We start from the raw sequence: 17,663 nt of genomic DNA, 5'->3' as shown, positions 1-17,663 counted from the left end.
GCCACCGTCGGCGAGGCGACCGGCCGCGGGCGCGACAAGTGGACGGCCGCCGACCCAGGCGCGTCGGGTGCGCCGAACCTGCTCGCCGCGGCCCGGTCCTGGCTCGCCGACCTGGCCCGGTCCGGCTGGCGCGGCATGGACCACGACATCGTCTCCGGCTCCGCGCCCGTCGTCTGCGCGATGCTCCCGGATCCGGCGCTGCGCCGGTTCGGGGTGCTGCTCGACGGGTTCGCCGGCGAACTCGCCGCGTCCTGCCCGGGAGCACTCCTGGAGCGGGTCCCGGTACGCCGGTGGGCGGACCTGTGGTCGCGGGCCATGCTGCTGACGCACCCGGGGGCGGCCGGCGCCGCGGCCACCGGGACGGTCACCGGGCGGCTGCTGCCGCTCGGCGTCGACCTGCACGAGCACTCCACGGCCGCGCAGGCGCAGGTCCACGCGGTGCTGGAGCCGGCCGACGGTTCCGCGCCGCGCCTGGTCCGGGCGTCCGTGTCGGCCCCGAAGCCGGACAGCGTCGTCGGCGCCGGGATCTGGCAGCTGCTGCGCCCACACCTGTCGCTGCTCGCGGCCGTGGCCGAGGGCCGCGCGATGGACCTGGTCGAGATGCCCGTCACCGCCGGGGGCGACCTGCTGTGGCGCGACGAGTGCGCGCGGCCGGGCGAAGCGGCCGATCCGTTCGCCACCGCCCGGGTCGTCCTGCCCACCGCCGTCGGCGCGCCCCTCGCGCCGCTGGAGCGCCACCCGGTCCGGCTGGCCGAACCGGTCTTCCTGGAGGGCTACACCGCCCAGGAGGACGACGGCGTCCTGGCGTTCACCCTGGCCGGCCACCCGATCACCGTCGACACCGGCCGCATCCCGGTGGCCGGACCGCTCACACCGCAGGCCGTCGCCGCGTCCACCGCCTGCATCGGCCTGCTGCGCTGGGACGCCGGGGCGTTCCGCCTCCAGCCGCTCGCCGTGGAGACCCCGGTCAAGCGGAAGACGGCGGCCGTTCACGCCGGAGCGTGGGCGGGCGGCACCACCGACAAGGCCGGCGCCAAGGCCGAGGCCGCCGCCACCGAGGCCGTCGCCGTGCTGCGCGAGCGCGCAGGAAAGCTGCTGCGGAAATGACCGACCACCTCATACCCGCGACCGATCCCGCCGCGGCGCCGGAGGAGAACCGCCGTCAGGTCCTCTACTGGCGCCTGCTGGCCGGCCTGTTCGACCCCGTGGAGCAGGCCGCGCTGGAGACGGCGAGCCTGGCCGTCGTGGAGGACCTCGACCTGCCGGCGGGCCTGCTGGATCCCCGCACGTCCATCGACTCCCTCGTCCAGCGCCACCCGGGCCTGGCCGCCGAGTTCGAGGGCCTCATGGCCCCGGAGGCCGACGCGGCCGACCGCGACCGCGCCGCCGAGGTACGGCGCGCGGCGCTGTTCTCCAAGGTCCTCCTCAACACCTTCGCCACCGGCTCCGGCGCTGTGACCGCGGGACAGCTGTCCCGCTGGCAGGCCGACGCCGGATGGCTGGAGCGCGCCATGGGCTGCAAGCCCGGCGACCTGCGCGCCGGGCGTGCCGGCGGGGCGGGGGCGAGCCCCTTCGGCTCCGGTGCCGGTTCCGGCAGCCCCGACCTGTCCACGCTGATCCCCACGATCGGCCCCGAACTCGCCGACATCGAGGCGGACCTGGTCAAGCGCATGCGCCTGCGCGAGGTCCTCGCGGACAGCAAGCTGGCCTCCCGGCTCACACCGAGCATGTCGCTGATCGAGCAGCTGCTGCGCGACAAGGGCAACCTCGACGGCACCGCCCTCGCCAACGCGAAGAAGCTGATCCGGCGGTTCGTCGACGAGGTCGCCGAGGTGCTGCGCACCCAGGTCGAGAAGGCGAGCGTCGGGGAGCTGGACCGCTCGGTGCCGCCGAAGCGGGTGTTCCGCAACCTCGACCTCAAACGCACGATCGAGAAGAACCTCGTCAACTGGAGCCCGGAGGACGAACGGCTCTACGTCGACCGCCTCTACTACCGGCAGACCGCCCGCAAGACGACGCCGCAGCGGCTGATCGTGGTGGTGGACCAGTCCGGCTCGATGGTCGACTCGATGGTCAACTGCACCATCCTGGCGAGCATCTTCGCCGGCCTGCCGAAGGTCGACGTGCACCTGGTCGCCTACGACACCCGCGCACTCGACCTCACCCCGTGGGTGCACGACCCCTTCGAGACGCTGCTGCGCACCGACCTCGGCGGCGGCACCGACGGCACGGTCGCCATGGCGCTCGCCCAGCCGAAGATCGCCGAACCGCGGAACACCGTGGTGGTGTGGATCTCCGACTTCTACGAGTGGAGCAGCGAGCAGCTGTTCGAGCAGATAGCCGCCGTGCACCGCTCGGGTGTGAAGTTCATCCCGGTCGGGTCGGTGACCAGCTCGGGCCGCGGCAGCGTCAACCCGTGGTTCCGTGAACGTTTCCGGGACCAGGGCACGCCCGTGATCTCCGGCCACATCGGCAAGCTCGTCCACGAACTCAAGACGTTCCTCACCTGACCCGGCGCCCGTACACCCGGCACCAGACCCCCATGACCGCCCCCGCCCGCAGAGAGGCAACCCGCCTGATGTCCGACATGCTCCGCGCCCCCGCCGAGATCAAGTACGCCGACGAGCTGGACTACCTGGAGTCCGTCGACCCCGGCCCCAAGCCGTCCACCTGGCGGCTGTCGCCGAGGATGATCCGCACCTTCATCCTCGGCTCCGAGCCCGCCGACGGCCTGGACCGGGCGATCGGACAGAAGTGGTTCGGCGAGCGCAGCATCGTCGAGCGCGCCGTCGTCACCCTCGCCTCCGACCGCGGCCTGCTGCTGATCGGCGACCCCGGTACCGGCAAGAGCTGGCTGGCGGAGCTCCTGGCCGCCGCCGTCTGCCGCAACTCCACGCAGGTGGTACAGGGCACCGCCGGCACCACCGAGGACCACATCAAGTACTCCTGGAACGTCTCCATGGTCATCGGCCGGGGCCAGTCGCGGGAGTCGATGATCCCCTCGCCGATGATGACCGCGATGGAGAGCGGCACGATCGGCCGGTTCGAGGAGCTCACCCGCTCCACCAGCGACGTCCAGGACGCGCTGATCTCCATCCTGTCCGAGAAGTACATCTCGGTGCCCGAGCTGAGCGGCGAGGACGGCATCGTGTTCGCCAAGCCCGGCTTCTCGGTCATCGCCACCGCCAACAGCCGCGACCGGGGCGTCAACGACCTGTCCTCCGCGCTCAAGCGGCGCTTCAACTTCGTGCGCATCCCCGTGGTGACCAACAAGGCCAGCGAGGCGGAGATCGTCCGCTTCCGCACCGAGGAACTGCTGCGCCGCCACCGGATCGACCTGGACGTGCCGCCCACCCTGCTGGACGTGCTGCTGCGCAGCTTCGGCGACCTGCGCGAGGTCGCCGCCACGGCCGGCAGCGACGACCAGCGGCTGGAGTCCGCGCTGTCCACGGCCGAACAGATCGGCGTCCTGGAGGACGCCGTGCTGCACGGCACCTTCTTCGGCGAGCGCACGCTGACCGCCCGTGCCCTCGGCTCGTCGCTGGTCGGCTCGCTCGCCCGCCGCGCCCCCGAGGACCCGGCCATCCTCACCAAGTACCTCACCAACACCGTCAAGCCCCGCAGCGAGCAGGAGGGCGGCGAGTGGCCGGAGTTCCTCGCCGCCGGTCTCGACACCCTCAAGGCGCTCGCATGAGCCCCGCGACCACCCGGGTGCCCGCCGACGGCGGGCACCCCGCGCCCGACACCTTCGACGCGCTGCGCGCCCAACTGCACGACGTCGCCACCGAGTTCGCCGACGGCCCCGGCGCGCTGGACGCAATCCTTCGCGGCCTCGTGGACGACGTCGACCGCGCGCTGCGCGAGCCGCTGGAGATCTTCCCGGTCTGCCACCACTCCCCCGCCTCCGCCACCGCCATGGCCCGCCGGCTGCGCGCCAAGCAGCCCAGGACCGTGTTCCTGGAGCTCTGCGAGGACATGGCCCCGCTACTCACCGAGCTGCGCAACTGCCGTCTGCCGGTCGCCGTGCAGGCGTTCGCCACGCGCGTCAACGGCTTCCCCGCCGACTGGGCGCCGCTGTCCGTCGTCGCGCCGATCACCGAGGCCTCCGCCGAGTACCAGGCCATCGCCTACGCGCTGGAGACGCCCGACGTCCAGCTGGTCCTCGTCGACCGCTCCTCGGACCACGTGTTCCAGTGGCAGCCCCTGCGGGCGGACGCCGAGGCGGCCGACCCGGAGGCGGCCCCGGCCGAGGAGGGCACCGCGCTCCACGGCGACGCGGTCGGCGTCGAACTCGGCGACCTGCGGCCCCGCTTCGCCGACCTGGAGAAGCACCTGCTGCGACACGGAAAGGTCCGGCACTGGTCGGAGTGGTGGCACCAGTACGTCGAGGTACCGCTCGGCGACGCCAGTCACGACACCTACCGGCAGGTCATGTTCCTGATCGGCAGCCTGTTCCGCCGCCTGGCACCCGGCGACTGCGACCGCGTCCAGGTGGACGAGGACCGCGAGCGGTACATGTGGACCCGCATCCGCGAGCACCTGGCTGCCACCGGCGCCGACCCCGCCGACTGCGTGTACGTCTGCGGCGCCTTCCACGCCGCCAGCCGCGTCGCCGAGTTCGGCGTCCACGGCACCGACACGTTCGCCGTCCCCCCGCGCACCGCCACCGAGTGGCAGTACGGCCTGATCCCCTCCAGCCACACCGCCATCGAGGCACAGTTCGGCCTCGAACGCGGATCGGTGTCGATCGCCGCGACCCAGTGGGAGAAGAACCTCAAGCGCACCCGAACCCAGCCGTTCCGGCTGAAGGGCCAGTCCGGTGCCAAGGCCTCCCGAGCGCGCAAGGCCGCCGCCCCCGCCCCGGTGACGGACACGGCCTCGGGGCCGGACGCCGCCGACATGCTGTCCGGATTCCTGCGGCGCCCGCCGGTCCTCGACCCCCTCGACCAGCAGGAACTGCTGGGCTGGTCCGTCGATATCGTGCGCGCCGCCCGCCGCAACGGCTACCTCGCCTCCACCGCCGACGCCATCGCCGTGTACGAGACGTCCATCCTGCTCGCCGGGATGCGCGACCGGGCACGCCCCACCCCGTACGACTTCCAGGACGCGGCCGTCACGTGCATCGAGAAGGACGCCGTGCCCGGTCGGCGCGACGTCGCCCGCCTGGTCGAGATCATGATGGGCGGCGACCGGATCGGGCAGGTCGGCTACGAGTCGTTGCCGCCGCTGGCCCGGGACGTCCACGACCGGCTCGCCCCGCTCGGCCTGAACCTCCAGCAGCGCGGCGTCAAGCGCGCCCTGCTGGACATCAAGTCCGATCCGCGGCTCAAACCGTGCTCGGACACGCTGTGGATGTTGCGCTACCTGCTCCCGCACGGCGCCGCCCGCCCCATCATGGGCGAGCGCAAGCTCGGCGAGCGGCCCGTGCAGGAGTCGTGGGACGTCGCGCTCGGCACCCACCAGCGCGCCCTGATCGAGCTCGGGTACGAGGGCGTCAGCCTCGAACAGGTCATCGAGCAGCGCCTGCGCCGCGAGGCCAACGCCCCTCAGGCGACCGCCGCCGTGGTCCTGCGGACCGTCGAGGACGCCACCCTGTACCTCGGCAGCCGGCGCCTCGCCGACGAACTCGGCACCCGCGCCCTGCAGGTCCTGTCCACCGAGCGCAGCGTCGACGGCGCGCCCGAGGTGCTGCGCCGGGTGCGCGAACTGCTGGCCTTCTACCGCACCGCCGAGCCGGTCCTGCCGGAGTGGATCGAGCAGTTCGCCAAGACCGGGTACGCGCACTACTGCACCCTGCTCCCGACCGCGTTCACCGACGAGACGGCCACGGTGCGCCAGGTCGCGGCGATGCTCGGCTTCCTGTTCAGCATGGAGAGCCTGGCACTGTCCCTGGGCAGCGACCGCACCCAGCTGGAACTCGCCGTCGCCCAGTCCCACCCGGAGGAGCCCTCCAAGGTCGCCCTGCTGTGGGCCGCGCAGGTCCAGCTCGGCCGCCTCTCCCGGCAGGAGCTGCGGGAACGCTGCGACGAGCTGCTCGACAACCCGCTCGTCCTGCCCGCCTACCCCCGCTACCTCAGCGGGCTCCTGCACGCCCTGGAGCCCGTCCCCGGTCTGGTCGACGTCGTCGTGGAAGCGGTCTCCAACGCCTTCGCCCGCCTGCCCGATCCGGTGCTGCTGCCGTGGCTGCCCACGCTCATCACCACGCTGCGCACCAGCGGCCCGGACCTGGCGCCGCTGCTGACCCGCGAGGCCGGACGGGTCTTCCCCGGCCAACTCGCCGCACTGGACGCCTGGGTGCCGCCGTGGCGCGCCCCGACGGACCTCCCTGACCGGCCCGTCCGGCCCGTCCGGCCCGTCCGACCCGCCGCCGACCGGGGGACCGAGCTGCTCGCCGCCCATCCGGCCACCTGCGACGCGCTGGCGGACCTGCTCGGCTGCGACGACGGCTGGACAGCCGAGGAAGCGCCCAGGGGATCGGCGCTGCTCGCCCGGTACCCGGCGACGTCCCACGCGCTGGCGCTGCTGCTCGATCCGGAGTGATCACCCGCGAACTGCCGAGCGGCGACCTCGACCGCGCCCACCGCACCGTCGCCGACCACCTCGGCAGCCGGTCGGAGCGGACGACCCGCCAGCTGACGGAGGCCGCCACCCGCTACGCCGCCGAGCTTGCCGACGACGACCGGGCGGGTGGCGCCGGCGACTGAGACCATGCGGTTCCTGGGGCCCGAGACCCCGGCCCCGGGAACCGGTCACCGTCTCTTCGCCGACGCGGGCTCGAAAGCAGCCGGACGCATCAGCAACGTGGTCGCAGTGATCCGGCACCCTCGATCGAGTCCTACGGCCAGGACCAAAGCGGCAGCTGACGGACGACCGCCACAGGCCGGTGTCGGTGCCGACCAGTGGGGCACCTCTCGGGGTCCGTGCGCGCGACGGGGAAGTCCTTCGAGGGCCCCTTCGCGCTGCGCCTCACCGTCGAGGAGGGCCGGATCACCCGGCATCACCTCTACGAGAACAGCGTATCGATCGCCGAGGCGTGCGCCCCTTCCTGAGTCCCGACCCCCGAGTTGCGACCTGGCTGGTGCCGGGGCAGGCCTTCGGCAGAGATGGTCCGCTCGCCGAGCGGGTGGCGTAGCGCGGCCTTTGGAAAGGCCCACACCCGAGCCCCCTTCGCCTGGCCCGCCACCGCACCAGCGTGCTGTCGCGATGCTCCGCGACAACACCTTCTACGAACCCAAAACGCCGTGCGCCGCTTGACGAAAGACATAGAGGCACCCCCCGCGCCGGAACCCCACTCTGCTGCCCGGCGACGAACGCGCCACCCGTATCGACCCGGCCGCCATCACCACCTGGACCGGAACCTGGGTCGCCCAGCTCGCTGCGCCCGCCGCTGAACGTATCGGCGCTGGCGACCGGTGCCACGCCAACGAGGCCGGGACAGCACAACCTCGTAAGGGATCAACGCGACCGGAATCTGCCGCCCTTCAGTAAGCGGAATCACCTTCAGGCGTGTTGCGCCGACTCCTGCTCGACCACCGGCTCGTCCAGCAGCCTGCCGACCCGAACCGCCGGAACCAGCAGCACGCATCCGGTGGCCACCACCACGACCGAACCGAAGCCGATCAGCGCCGTGTGCACTCCGAACTCCGCGGCTGCCGGGCCCGCCAACATCACGCCAAGCGGGGCGAGAGACAGCGAGCCGAGCATGTCCCACGATCCCACCCGCGAGATCATCTCCGCCGGGACATCTCGCTGAAGCGTCGCGAAGAACAGTACTTCGAAGATGTCCGCAGCCACTCCTGCTGCCAACGCCGTGAACGCGATCAGCAGCAACGGCGCACCGAATCCAAGTGCAAACGGAACGGCCGCCATCATGCAGGTGACACACGCGGCAACCAGGATGGGCCGTCTCGTCCGGACCCGCAGGGCGATCACCGCCCCGCCGACCGCTCCTACGGCCTGAGCGGATGTGATGACGGACCACGACGCCGCACCACCCAGGTCGGTCTTGGCGAGCAGAGGACCGAGCACCCCCGCCGTGGCGTTCATACAGGCGAATGCGACCGCGTACTGGATCGAGAGCACCCACAGCCACGACCGGGAGAAGAACCCCGAGGCACCCAGGCGTATCTCCTGAAACAGGCTTTGCCTGCTCATCGCCCGCACCGGGCTGATTCGAGTGAAGTAGATGAGCACACCACTGATGACGAACGACAGGGAGTCGACCGCCAACGAGGTTGCAGCTCCTGCGAGCAGCACCACCGGCCCACCAAGTGAGAGTCCGAGGATCTTGGCAACATTGATCCCGACCTTCATGAGGCCGTTGGCTTCCTGGAGATCGACGTCGTCCACGACCTCCTTGACGACGCCCACGTACGCCGGTGAGAACGTAGCCGTGCAGACACCTGACAGCGCCGCACACAGGCAAAGTGCCCAGATTGCCGGGCTCTCCGCCAGGATAAGCAGCGCGAGCGCCGCGTATGCCAGGCCCTCGATGACCTGGGCGACGACCATCACACGCGACCGGGGGAACAGGTCGGAAAGCACACCGCCGAAGAGGGAGAAGAGCAGCATCGACAGCGTCTGGCACGCCAGTACCAACGACAGGTCCCAGGGGGAACCGCCCTTCAGGCCCAAGACTCCGAAGGAGAGCGCGACCGGCCCGAACCCGTTACCGAGCGTCGAGATGAATCTCGCCGCGAACAGACGGGCGAAATTCTTGTCCTTCAGCAGGTGAATGCCCGGTATCGAGCTGCGGGTCACATTTTCCATGGCTTCTCTGATTCGTTCGACAATCCTCGGAAGAGGCTCCTGGGCAGGCGTCGGACACGGAGGTCACTCATGCAGCCTGTGGACCTTGTGCTGAGTAGCCTGAGCCCTCGGACGCACAACCAGGAGGTCCACATTGACATGTGACGGCCGACTGGCCACCCAGTCGATGGTGTCCGCGATCTCCTCAGCTGTCAGGGGCTCTGCGATGCCCTGGTACACAGCTGCCGCCTGAGTCGTGTCTCCGCGATACCGGTTGAGCGAGAACTCCTCCGTCTTGACCATTCCCGGAGTCACCTCCACGACCCTGCGTTCCAGGTCGCGGAGGTGGGAGCTGACCTTTCGGGTCGCTGCGCGGCGTCTGCGGTTCGGGCTGGCTGTGCGGGGGCCGAGGGCGGCGGCGGCGAGCACGGCACGTGCGGGAACCGACCACGTGCCGCCCAGGCGGCGCAGGCCGGTACCGAAGACCGACCACCGGGCCTTCGTCATGAGCACAGTGGCCACGGCGAGAGCGGAGAGTGCCGCCTGGAGCCAAAGGGGCTCCAAAAGCCGGGTGTTCACTGCCACGACGCCGAGTGCCGTGGAGTACAGGCCGAGCAGGGCGGTGTGGAGGTCCCTGCCGACGGCTCCGAAGGCCTTGGTGCGGCCGATGATCCGGGCGGTGATCCGTATGTTCGCAGCGGCCCGGGCCGGCAGGCCGGCGGCCCGGGCCGCGCGGGCGAGATCGGACAGCAACTGCTGCGCCCTGACCTCCCCGCCCACTCGGGCCAGCTCCGCCCGGCGTCGGTACCAACCCGCCATGTGTGCCCCCTCCCCGGGATCCGTACACGACAGCGTTCCAGGTTCCGTTCGAGGGCGACAGGTCGCCTATCGGGGGCCGGGGCTGTGCCACGTTCCCCGGCAGGGCCGTCCCCTTGGCGGCGGCGCGGGCCTCTTCGACCAGCCCGACGCCCAGCAGGACGACGCAGGCGGATGCTGCACGGTACCCGCCGCCGAGCCGGTCCCGGTGACCATCGGCCTCACCGCCCCGACCCAGCAGGCCCCCGCCACCGGAGGCTGCTGCTGACGACCGCCGGGCCGCGACCGGACCACCGGCCGCGGCAAGGTCGAAGCGACCCCCGAGCTGGTGGCCGGCTTCGCGGGGGTGCTCGGCATTCCCGCGCCCGACCTGGCGGCGCTCGGCGGCATCCGCTGTCGGCGTACACATGAACATGAACGTGCCCAGCTACGTACAGACGAACGTGCCCAACTGGTGTGGTGCTGAGGCCCGTGGATCGCCCGCGCAGTGCCCGCACCACAAGAGTGCCCCGACCGGTGATCGGGGCGCTCTTGTGGCCGACTACACCGCTTTACACCTCGTTGAAGCCGCGCGACGCGTCGTAGATGTCAGCCTCGATGACGACCACGAAGAAGCGCGTCACGACGAAGTGGACCATTACGTGGTCTTCCCAGGCTGCACGCGTCACAGCGTCGTTCGTGTAGGCGAGGTGGCTGCTGGAACCTTCAGGCTCAGCTGCGATCCTGTCGACCAGACGCAGGAACTTCTCCCGATCTGCGGCCGGCATGTAGTCACGGAATCGCACCACCTGCTCGGTGAACTGCACGCGTCTCTTCATCGAGGCAGGATTCTATGGAAACGGCGAAGGCCCTGCCGGGAATATCGGCTGGGGCCTACTCACCTGCAGGTAGCTCAGGCGGCGGCCTTCCCCTGGGTGTCCGAGACAGGGGCAGATGGTCGAGTTCCAGGAGGGTGCGGCAGCCACCGCACGTGTACTCGATGCCGCCGGTGCCCGGCGTCGTCGGCGATCTCCAACTGAGCACGTTTGCCCGTACTTCGTTGAGCACTTTCTCGGCTCTGGCAAGATTTTCGTAGCCGGAGATCATCCCGGGCCTGTGGCACGTCGGCCCGCGTACCGGCGGCGTAGGCGGGCGATCAGTACGACCCGGTGGCGGAGAAGCGGGACGCCAGCTCAGCCGCCCATGATGCGTTTCTGGAGCTTGACGTCGGTGATCCGGCCCTCGTTGACCCCGGAGCTGTGAGGAGTGGTGATGCCCTGGGCGACCGCGTACTGGTCTTCGCGCAGGGCGGTGGCGATTTCGGCGAGGGGCGCCAGCCCGCTGCTGGCGAGTCGTCCGAGTCAGCCCTCCAGTGGTGTGGCGTCGCGGGTGTCTAGTGCTGTGACCGCATAGGTTCGCCGGGTTAGTGGTGGCGACGCCTGAACCGGTTGGATGTGGACCGACATCCGATTCGGTGTGGGGAGGCATGGTGGCGGAGCCGGTCAGGGTTCGCAGGCTGACAGATCAGGAGGGGCAACAGTTACAGCGGATCGTGCGCCGAGGCAGCACGAACACAGTGCGCTACCGGCGGGCGATGATGCTGCTGGCCTCCGCCGGCGGCAACCGAGTGCCGGTCATCGCCCAGCTGGTCCAGGCCGACGAGGACACGGTGCGGGACGTGATCCACCGGTTCAACGAGATCGGCCTGGCCTGCCTGGACCCTCGGTGGGCGGGAGGCCGTCCCCGCCTTCTCAGTACTGACGACGAGGACTTCGTCGTCCGGACGGCCACCACCCGCCCGACGAAGCTCGGGCAGCCCTTCACCCGCTGGTCGATTCGCAAACTGCTCGCCTACTTGCGCAAGGTCCACGGCCGGGTCATCAGGATCGGCCGTGAGGCCCTGCGATGCCTGCTGGCACGACGGGACGTCACCTTCCGGCGCACCAAGACCTGGAAGGAGTCCACCGACCCCGACCACGACGCGAAACTCGACCGGATCGAGCACGTCCTGGAACGGTTTCCCGACCGCACGTTCGCGTTCGACGAGTTCGGCCCGCTCGGCATCCGCCCCACCGCCGGCAGCGGCTGGGCCGGGCAGGGCAAGCCGGACCGGCTCCCGGCGACCTTCACCCGCACCCAAGGCGTCACCTCCTTCCACGGTTGCTACTCGGTCGGCGACGACACCCTGTGGGGCGTCAACCATCGCCGCAAGGGCACGGCGAACACCCTGGCCGCACTCAGGTCGATCCGGGCCGCCCGCCCGGACGGCGCACCGGTCTACGTGATCCTGGACAACCTCTCCGCCCACAACGGCAAGAGGATCCTGCGCTGGGCGAAGAACAACAACGTCCACCTGTGCTTCACTCCGACCAACGCTTCCTGGGCCAACCCGATCGAGGCGCACTTCGGACCGCTGCGGCAGTTCACCCTGGCGAACTCGAACCATCCGAACCACACGGTCCAGACCCGCGCGCTGCACGCCTACCTGCGCTGGCGCAACGCCAACGCCCGCCACCCCGACGTCCTGGCCGCACAACGCAAGGAACGCCCCCGCATCCGCAGCGAGAAAGGCATCCGCTGGGGCGGCAGGCCCGCTCTCGCCGCGTGATCAAGCAACCCGGCGAACCTATGCGGTCACAGCACTAGGAAGAAGTTTTGTGGCGGACCGGGTGTGGTGGTGGCCGGTCCGGTGTTGGTGTCCGAGCGTTGCCGGTACATCGGCCGTCAGCGGGCCGGTCGGGCCGCGTACAGCAGTAGAGCGGCAACGGCGAGGAGACCGGCCGTGAGCAGCCAGGCCCCGTGGGTGACCGCCCAGACCGCGCCCAGGAGGTGCGCCGCCCCGGCGGTGGTGATGAGGTGTGCTGGGCCGCGTGCGCCGGGACGGCGGCGGATGGAGGCGACGGTGAAGGGGCCCCAGACCATCGCAGCTCGCTGTCGGGGCGCGGGACCGTGGCGCCGGTTGCGAGGAGAGAGCCCGATCTACACGGCAGTACGCTCGGCTGGCTCCTGCTCGCGGCGGGGATCGGCCTTGTTGTCATCGCTTGCCTCATCGGCGGCGGCGGCGGCGCCGGTGCCGGCCTGGCAGGCGTGACCGGCTTGCTGACCGTAGCCACCAGCTTCGGCGTACGCAACGGGGCAAAGACCTATCCGGGCGTCCGCCTGGACCGCAACCAGCCCGCCACCACGAACACCCCGCACCGGATCTTCGTCCGCTGACACCGCCGGACGATGACAGGGCCTGCTCGATGCCACCCGGGTGTCCGAGCTGAAGGTGCTCAGCATGATCTTCGGCGGCGAGCGCCAGGCGCAGTTCTTCCACCGGGACGGCGGTCGCTTGTGGTCCTGCGGCGGCCGGGACGGCGCTCGCTGATTCGACGCGCGACGATTCTGTCGGGAGCGTGACGGAGGCCTCGGCGGCGACGTTCGACGTCGGCCTGTTGCTGGGCGTGCCGGGCTTGGAGGTGCTGGGCGTAGGCCTGGGGTCCGTCGTGGTCGTCGACGGCGTCATGGAGGAGCTGGAGGGGGGACGAAGCAGTCGGCCGGCCGCGACCGCACGTGCCGGTCCAACACCTCGCCAAAATCCGCGATCGTGACGGCGCAGTCCGCCAGCTGAGCGTCGCAAGCGTGGTGCCCCGCCGCGCGCTCAAGAATCCGTCCCGCCAGGCCGCGCGCCTGCGCGCTGCGCGGTGCGAGGCTCACCAGCTGCGGCAGGGCGGCCAAGCCGGCCGGGAAGACCAGGCCATCCTCAAGGACGAGCCGCAAGCCCAGCTCCTGCCACGCATCCGCATCGTCCCGACGTTCCAACTGCGCCAGGAGCGCCGGGACGCGATCGACACCGAATCTGCTGTCGCGTATGCGTGCCCAGTCCACCACCCCGGTATGAACACCGAACACCCCGTATCCAGGCCCGGGGCCCTGCCATCCTGGCGGCCGGCATAGCGATCTGCATCATGACGTCACCGGGCGGCGTCTCCTGATGTCACCACACATCCACACCCGGTGACACCCACGACTCCCCCACCCCCACACGCCACCGCCACAAGCCAGCCGGTGACACCCGCTGCTCCCCCAGTGACAACAAACCGCAGATTCACACCCGCACCACTGCGTCCCTGGACCACACCCTCCACGGCCCAGGGACACAACACAAGCTCTCCGGCGCAAACCCTGACCCCAGAAGAGGGGCGGCCGACCGGAACGAAGCGGGTGATCACGCACTTCTTCGCCCAGCCGGCCAGCTGCCCCGCGTAGGCGGAGTCGGTCGGCCCAGACGATCGTGATCTCCGGGTGCATCAACCGCAGCCGGAACAGCACCTCCTTCGCCGCATCGTGGTCGGTGACGTCGGCCGGGGTGACCATGACGAACAGCGGCAGGCCCTTGGTGTCGACGACCATGTGCCGTTTGCGGCCGCTGTCTTGAGCCATCGCGATGAGGACGAGGCTGACCAGGGACAATGCGATGTGGACGGTGTCCTCGACGCGGAGGGTTGGGGACCTTTCCGGCTGCGGAGATTGTGTCGCCCCGCGTGTGGCTCGCTCCGGACGGTCAGCCGGACGATGTCTCGACTGTCACTCCGACGGAATGGTGTCGGAGCCGGGAAGCTACAAGTTCCATCTCGACGAACGTGCCCACGAGGCCGGTCGTCTTCAACTCGTCCGCCATAGCCCGTGCTTGTACCAGTGACAGGCCGTGCACCTCTCGAAGAGCGCGAAGAACGGGCACTGCACTCGCCTCGGGCTCTGTCAGCCGGAGCCGGGCGGGTCCGTATTCCGCCAGGAGGGCCTGGCGGATCTCCTCCGGAGTCGCGTCGCCGTAGTCCTGGTCGCACCAGGCGACAGGGCAGGACTGGCAGGCCCCCTCGGTTCCCCACCACAGACGTCCACCTTCGATGGACTGGCCGGTGTCGAGTATCAGCACACCGCCGCAGGCCTCGCATCGTGTCGTGATCTCCACGCCCTGGCTTGTCACCGTGCTCCTCATCGTCGGACCTTGCCCCGGATGGTGCCGTAACAGCGTCCCTCCGTCGACCGCGTATCCTCGTTGGCCTCCCGGGTTGGCTGCGAGAACAGCTGCAGTCGCGATGCCGGCGCATCAGCTTCTCAGCCCGGGGCGGGCGGCCCCGCGGGTGGACGGAGCCGTAGGAGCCGGGGGTTGACCAGGCGGCCCAGGCCGACATCGCGGCTCGCGCCAGGTTGCGGGCACGACCGCCCCGATCGCGCCCTCGCACGGGTCGTATGCGAGCGGTGCTCAGTCGTGGATCTCCCAGGCTCTGCACGGTAGCCAGTGGGAAAGGTCTCCGAGTGCCTCGGCAGGGAAGGACACCGGCCGGGTGAGAGGCGGTCGCCCTCCCGCTGAACGTTGATCACCATCACCACACCCAGGGAGTTCGAGCAGGGCACACCCGCGCTCATGTAGGAGAGCTCGTCGGGCCGGGTCTCCGCCCGTTCCAGCATCCACTGTTCCAGCGCGAAGGGCGCCCGGCCGACGAGCGCGGTGCCGTCGGCGGTGACCTGCGGTCCACACAGGGCGTCGACCGCAATGCCGGACAGCCGCCCGTCCCGATAGTAGAGGTGCAGGCCGAACTCCCGGCACCGGCCCTCGGTGACACTCCAGGTGTTGTCGTGCCGTCCGCCGGCCCAAGTACGGTGCTCGGCATCCGTGGTGACACCACGCAGGGCGTCCGTCACCTCGTCGGCGCTCATGCCGAAGCGCAACGGTCCCGCGGCCGTGAACGGCTCCAGCGTCCACTGCTGACGTTCCTCGTCCGGCCGGACATGCCACCATCCCTTAAACATGATCAACACTCTGCCCGTCGCCCCTGACAGCCACCGGCACGGAACGGGGGCAAGGAGCCGGGGGCCTGCCCGACCTCGTCCGCGTGAAGACCGCCGAGAACCACGGGCAGTGCGGCACACCCCCGCACCCGAGGGCACAGAAGCCCCTCGGGCGAGGAACCGGACAGCGCGGAGACGGGACCGGCGGTCATACACACCAGCCCACTCCCCCACCACGGCCAGCGCACAGGAATGAGCAACCCCACACCAGCCGAGGGGCGCTCCTGGCGCCTCACGGTCGACGGCGACGGCGCCCGGACCACCCGTCTGCCCGCCGCCACTGGCGGCGAGGGCCCGGACGCAGCCGGCGTCTCCGCCCACGCCACGGCCGGGGAACTGGTCCTCTTCCTCTACGACCGCATTACGGCGGACTCCGTACGGATCGACGGCGACGCCGGGCTGTTCGACCTGCTCCGCGCCTGGGAGCCGGAGGAGTAGGACGTCACGGGGCACCGGCTGCGGCGCCCCCGCCCGGGGCGGGCACGACGCCCGTGTCCGCTCCGGCCCGCGGTCCATGACGTCGCCTACGTGCCCGGCGCGCCGTTCTTCGCGGACCAGGTCGACCTGGCGACCCTGCGGCTCTCGTTCACCGGACACCCCTCCGGGACGATCGGGGAAGGGCTGACACGCCTCGCCGAAGTCTTCAAGTGACCGTCGTGGCTCGCCGACGCCCGGCAACGGCGAGGGTGTGCTCCCGTTCTGACGGTGTGCTCCCGTTCTTGGGAACGCTCGTGCGCAAGCAGCCGTCACCTACAATGCGGCCATGACTGGCTTACTACGCCTACGGGTTGCGCGAGGAGCTTCCTTACCCGGTGACACGCCTCGACGACTGGGAACCATGACAGCCGTAGCACTCGCGCTGCTGGCGTCGGATTTCATCACCAAACAGATAGCACTGACACATTTCTCAGGGACCGATCCGACAGAGGCACTCGGTGGGCTTCTGAAATTCACGTTGGTCTTCAATTCGGGTGGAGCATTCTCCATCGGCGAGGGGGAGACATGGTTCTTCACCACGGTGAAGATGATGGTCATCGTCCTCATGCTGATGGTGTCGCCCCGAATCCGCACCCCCCTCTGGGCGGTCTCCTTCGGCCTGGTCATCGCCGGGGCGGCCGGAAATCTCGTCGACCGGCTGTTCCGGGCCCCCTCTCCGTGGGAGGGACGCGTCGTGGACTGGATCCAACTGCCGCACTGGCCGGTCTTCAACCTCGCCGACTGTGGCGTGGTGTGCGGCAGCGCCCTGGTGATGTGGGCCTCGGCACGCGGCATCCGCCTGGACGGCACGCGCGCGTCCGAGGCGCCGACCGAGCCGGGCGGAACGGAGCAGACCGCTGAGGGGAGGGACCAGTAGGGCAATGGGCCTTCCGGCCCAGCCGTACCGATGCCGGACGGGCACGGGCCCGGAGCCATACGGGCACCGGCCCGGAGTCCTACGGGCTGAGGAGTGGCCCCTTCGGCGGCTGCGACGGGCCGGGCGGACGCGGGTCCGGGTATGCGGTCGGCGGCCGGCTGGTCCTGACCTCCGCCCACGTCACCGGCCCCACCGGCACCAGGGTGAAGGTCTTCCACCCGGCCGGCAGCGGCACCGCGACCGGAACCGTAGTGTTGGCCGGCACCTCCGGTGGGCGTGACGACGCGGCGCTCGTGCTCGTCGACGACTCCCCGCACTGGCAGCCGCCTGCCGCTCCCGTTCACTGGGGGCGGCCGGACACCACCCGCCCCGGCGCTCCGTGCGAGACCCGGGGCGTCCCCGACAAGGCCCAGCGCCCCGACCACCCCATCGAGGCCTCGCACCTCCACGGTGAGGTGAACCCGGGCAGCGGCTTCGTCGGCAACCTGGCTTTGCTCACGAGTCATGGCTCTGGCTCAACTTCTGGATGCTGTTGGTGATCTTCACTGGTGAGAGTGAGGTTGTAGTCGATCGGCTGCTGCTGAGTGTGTCTGCCTGGTGTTCTGGTCTGGAGGTTCGGGCTGGTCGAAGGGTGGGCTGCGGTGGCGATGGGTTCCTGGTCCGGGCGAGAGATCCCGCCGCTGACCGCGCGTATGGCTCGGGCGAGCAATCCCCGTGGCACGGCGGCGATGTCGGTGCGGGCGAGCACCGGGGCTCGGGGACGCCGCCAGCATGCTCGGAGCCGTCCCCGAGCCCCGGATCGCCACCAGCCAGCGAACGTGAGATGCCGGGGCGGGAATCTCGGAGAGCTTTTTTCTAGGCCGCGGACCAGAGCCGGGACGCGGCGTAGCTGCGCCCTGGTCGCCAGCGTTCCGCCGACCCCGCCGCGACG

General features: G+C 70.4%; 16 protein-coding genes and 3 pseudogenes. 11 read left to right on the top strand and 8 right to left on the bottom strand.

What is annotated here, in order from left to right; all coding sequences use genetic code 11:
- The 6 genes and pseudogenes from KS423_RS16830 to KS423_RS16805 all read left to right on the top strand — a co-directional run.
- Positions 1-1,107 (top strand): annotated as a pseudogene (locus KS423_RS16830) (hypothetical protein); the annotation flags it as partial.
- Positions 1,104-2,510: a VWA domain-containing protein gene (locus tag KS423_RS16825; RefSeq protein ID WP_224280068.1), complete on the top strand. Its 1,407-nt coding sequence runs from the start codon at positions 1,104-1,106 to the stop codon at positions 2,508-2,510. The pseudogene KS423_RS16830 and the gene KS423_RS16825, both read left to right, overlap by 4 nt.
- Before the next feature lie 68 nt (positions 2,511-2,578).
- Positions 2,579-3,694, top strand: a complete 1,116-nt coding sequence (locus tag KS423_RS16820) for an AAA family ATPase (protein WP_224280066.1) — start codon at positions 2,579-2,581, stop codon at positions 3,692-3,694.
- Positions 3,691-6,540, top strand: coding sequence for a hypothetical protein (locus KS423_RS16815; RefSeq protein WP_224280064.1), 2,850 nt, complete (start codon positions 3,691-3,693; stop codon positions 6,538-6,540). Before KS423_RS16820 ends, KS423_RS16815 begins: the two co-directional genes overlap by 4 nt.
- Positions 6,537-6,704, top strand: a complete 168-nt coding sequence (locus KS423_RS16810; RefSeq protein WP_224280062.1) for a hypothetical protein — start codon at positions 6,537-6,539, stop codon at positions 6,702-6,704. Before KS423_RS16815 ends, KS423_RS16810 begins: the two co-directional genes overlap by 4 nt.
- 198 nt (positions 6,705-6,902) lie before the next feature.
- Positions 6,903-7,049: pseudogene (locus KS423_RS16805) on the top strand (nuclear transport factor 2 family protein); the annotation flags it as partial.
- Positions 7,050-7,500: 451 nt separating this feature from the next.
- Here the strand turns inward: KS423_RS16805 and KS423_RS16795 are convergent.
- From KS423_RS16795 to KS423_RS16785, 3 genes are all read right to left on the bottom strand, one after another.
- Positions 7,501-8,769, bottom strand: a complete 1,269-nt coding sequence (locus KS423_RS16795; RefSeq protein ID WP_224280060.1) for an MFS transporter — start codon at positions 8,767-8,769, stop codon at positions 7,501-7,503.
- Between the two features lie 63 nt (positions 8,770-8,832).
- Positions 8,833-9,528: a hypothetical protein gene (locus KS423_RS16790; RefSeq protein ID WP_224280059.1), complete on the bottom strand. Its 696-nt coding sequence runs from the start codon at positions 9,526-9,528 to the stop codon at positions 8,833-8,835.
- A 587-nt stretch (positions 9,529-10,115) separates the two neighbouring features.
- On the bottom strand, positions 10,116-10,370 hold the full coding sequence (locus tag KS423_RS16785) for a hypothetical protein (protein WP_224280058.1): 255 nt from the start codon (positions 10,368-10,370) through the stop codon (positions 10,116-10,118).
- A 662-nt stretch (positions 10,371-11,032) separates the two neighbouring features.
- Between KS423_RS16785 and KS423_RS16780 the strand changes: the two genes are divergently transcribed.
- Positions 11,033-12,151, top strand: coding sequence for an IS630 family transposase (locus KS423_RS16780; protein WP_308020204.1), 1,119 nt, complete (start codon positions 11,033-11,035; stop codon positions 12,149-12,151).
- 116 nt (positions 12,152-12,267) lie between these two features.
- Here the strand turns inward: KS423_RS16780 and KS423_RS16775 are convergent, their stop codons facing one another.
- A complete protein-coding gene (locus KS423_RS16775) occupies positions 12,268-12,465 on the bottom strand; it encodes a hypothetical protein (RefSeq protein WP_224280054.1) in 198 nt (65 codons plus the stop codon).
- Between the two features lie 27 nt (positions 12,466-12,492).
- Here KS423_RS16775 and KS423_RS16770 point away from each other — a divergent pair, with 27 nt between their 5' ends.
- Positions 12,493-12,759, top strand: coding sequence for a hypothetical protein (locus KS423_RS16770; protein WP_224280052.1), 267 nt, complete (start codon positions 12,493-12,495; stop codon positions 12,757-12,759).
- 288 nt (positions 12,760-13,047) lie between these two features.
- On the opposite strand, the gene KS423_RS16765 is transcribed toward KS423_RS16770, so the two are convergent.
- The 4 genes and pseudogenes from KS423_RS16765 to KS423_RS16750 all read right to left on the bottom strand — a co-directional run bounded on the left by KS423_RS16765 (position 13,048) and on the right by KS423_RS16750 (position 15,339).
- Positions 13,048-13,413, bottom strand: coding sequence for a hypothetical protein (locus KS423_RS16765; protein WP_224280050.1), 366 nt, complete (start codon positions 13,411-13,413; stop codon positions 13,048-13,050).
- A gap of 343 nt (positions 13,414-13,756) precedes the next feature.
- Positions 13,757-13,956, bottom strand: a pseudogene (locus KS423_RS16760) (transposase); the annotation flags it as partial.
- Positions 13,957-14,089: 133 nt separating this feature from the next.
- Complete coding sequence (locus KS423_RS16755; protein ID WP_224280048.1) at positions 14,090-14,524, bottom strand: hypothetical protein; 435 nt, start codon at positions 14,522-14,524, stop codon at positions 14,090-14,092.
- Between the two features lie 119 nt (positions 14,525-14,643).
- A complete protein-coding gene (locus KS423_RS16750; RefSeq protein ID WP_224280046.1) occupies positions 14,644-15,339 on the bottom strand; it encodes a hypothetical protein in 696 nt (231 codons plus the stop codon).
- Between the two features lie 231 nt (positions 15,340-15,570).
- Between KS423_RS16750 and KS423_RS16745 the strand changes: the two genes are divergently transcribed.
- The 3 genes from KS423_RS16745 (at position 15,571) to lspA (ending at position 16,732) form a co-directional block, all read left to right on the top strand.
- The gene (locus KS423_RS16745) at positions 15,571-15,816 is read left to right on the top strand and encodes a hypothetical protein (RefSeq protein ID WP_374119967.1); all 246 of its coding nucleotides are present in this window, start codon (positions 15,571-15,573) and stop codon (positions 15,814-15,816) included.
- A gap of 90 nt (positions 15,817-15,906) precedes the next feature.
- Entirely contained in the window at positions 15,907-16,029 is a 123-nt protein-coding gene (locus KS423_RS16740) for a hypothetical protein (RefSeq protein WP_308020203.1), read from the top strand.
- 187 nt (positions 16,030-16,216) lie between these two features.
- Positions 16,217-16,732 (top strand): signal peptidase II, encoded by a 516-nt coding sequence (gene lspA, locus KS423_RS16735; RefSeq protein WP_224280044.1) that lies wholly within the window; start codon positions 16,217-16,219, stop codon positions 16,730-16,732.
- Positions 16,733-17,663 lie beyond the last annotated feature (931 nt).

The organism is Streptomyces sp. LS1784, from assembly GCF_020103755.1.
In the GTDB taxonomy this organism is placed as follows: Bacteria; Actinomycetota; Actinomycetes; order Streptomycetales; family Streptomycetaceae; genus Kitasatospora.
Note: the sequence above shows the minus strand (reverse complement) of the source record. Positions and strands in the feature narration are given on the sequence as shown.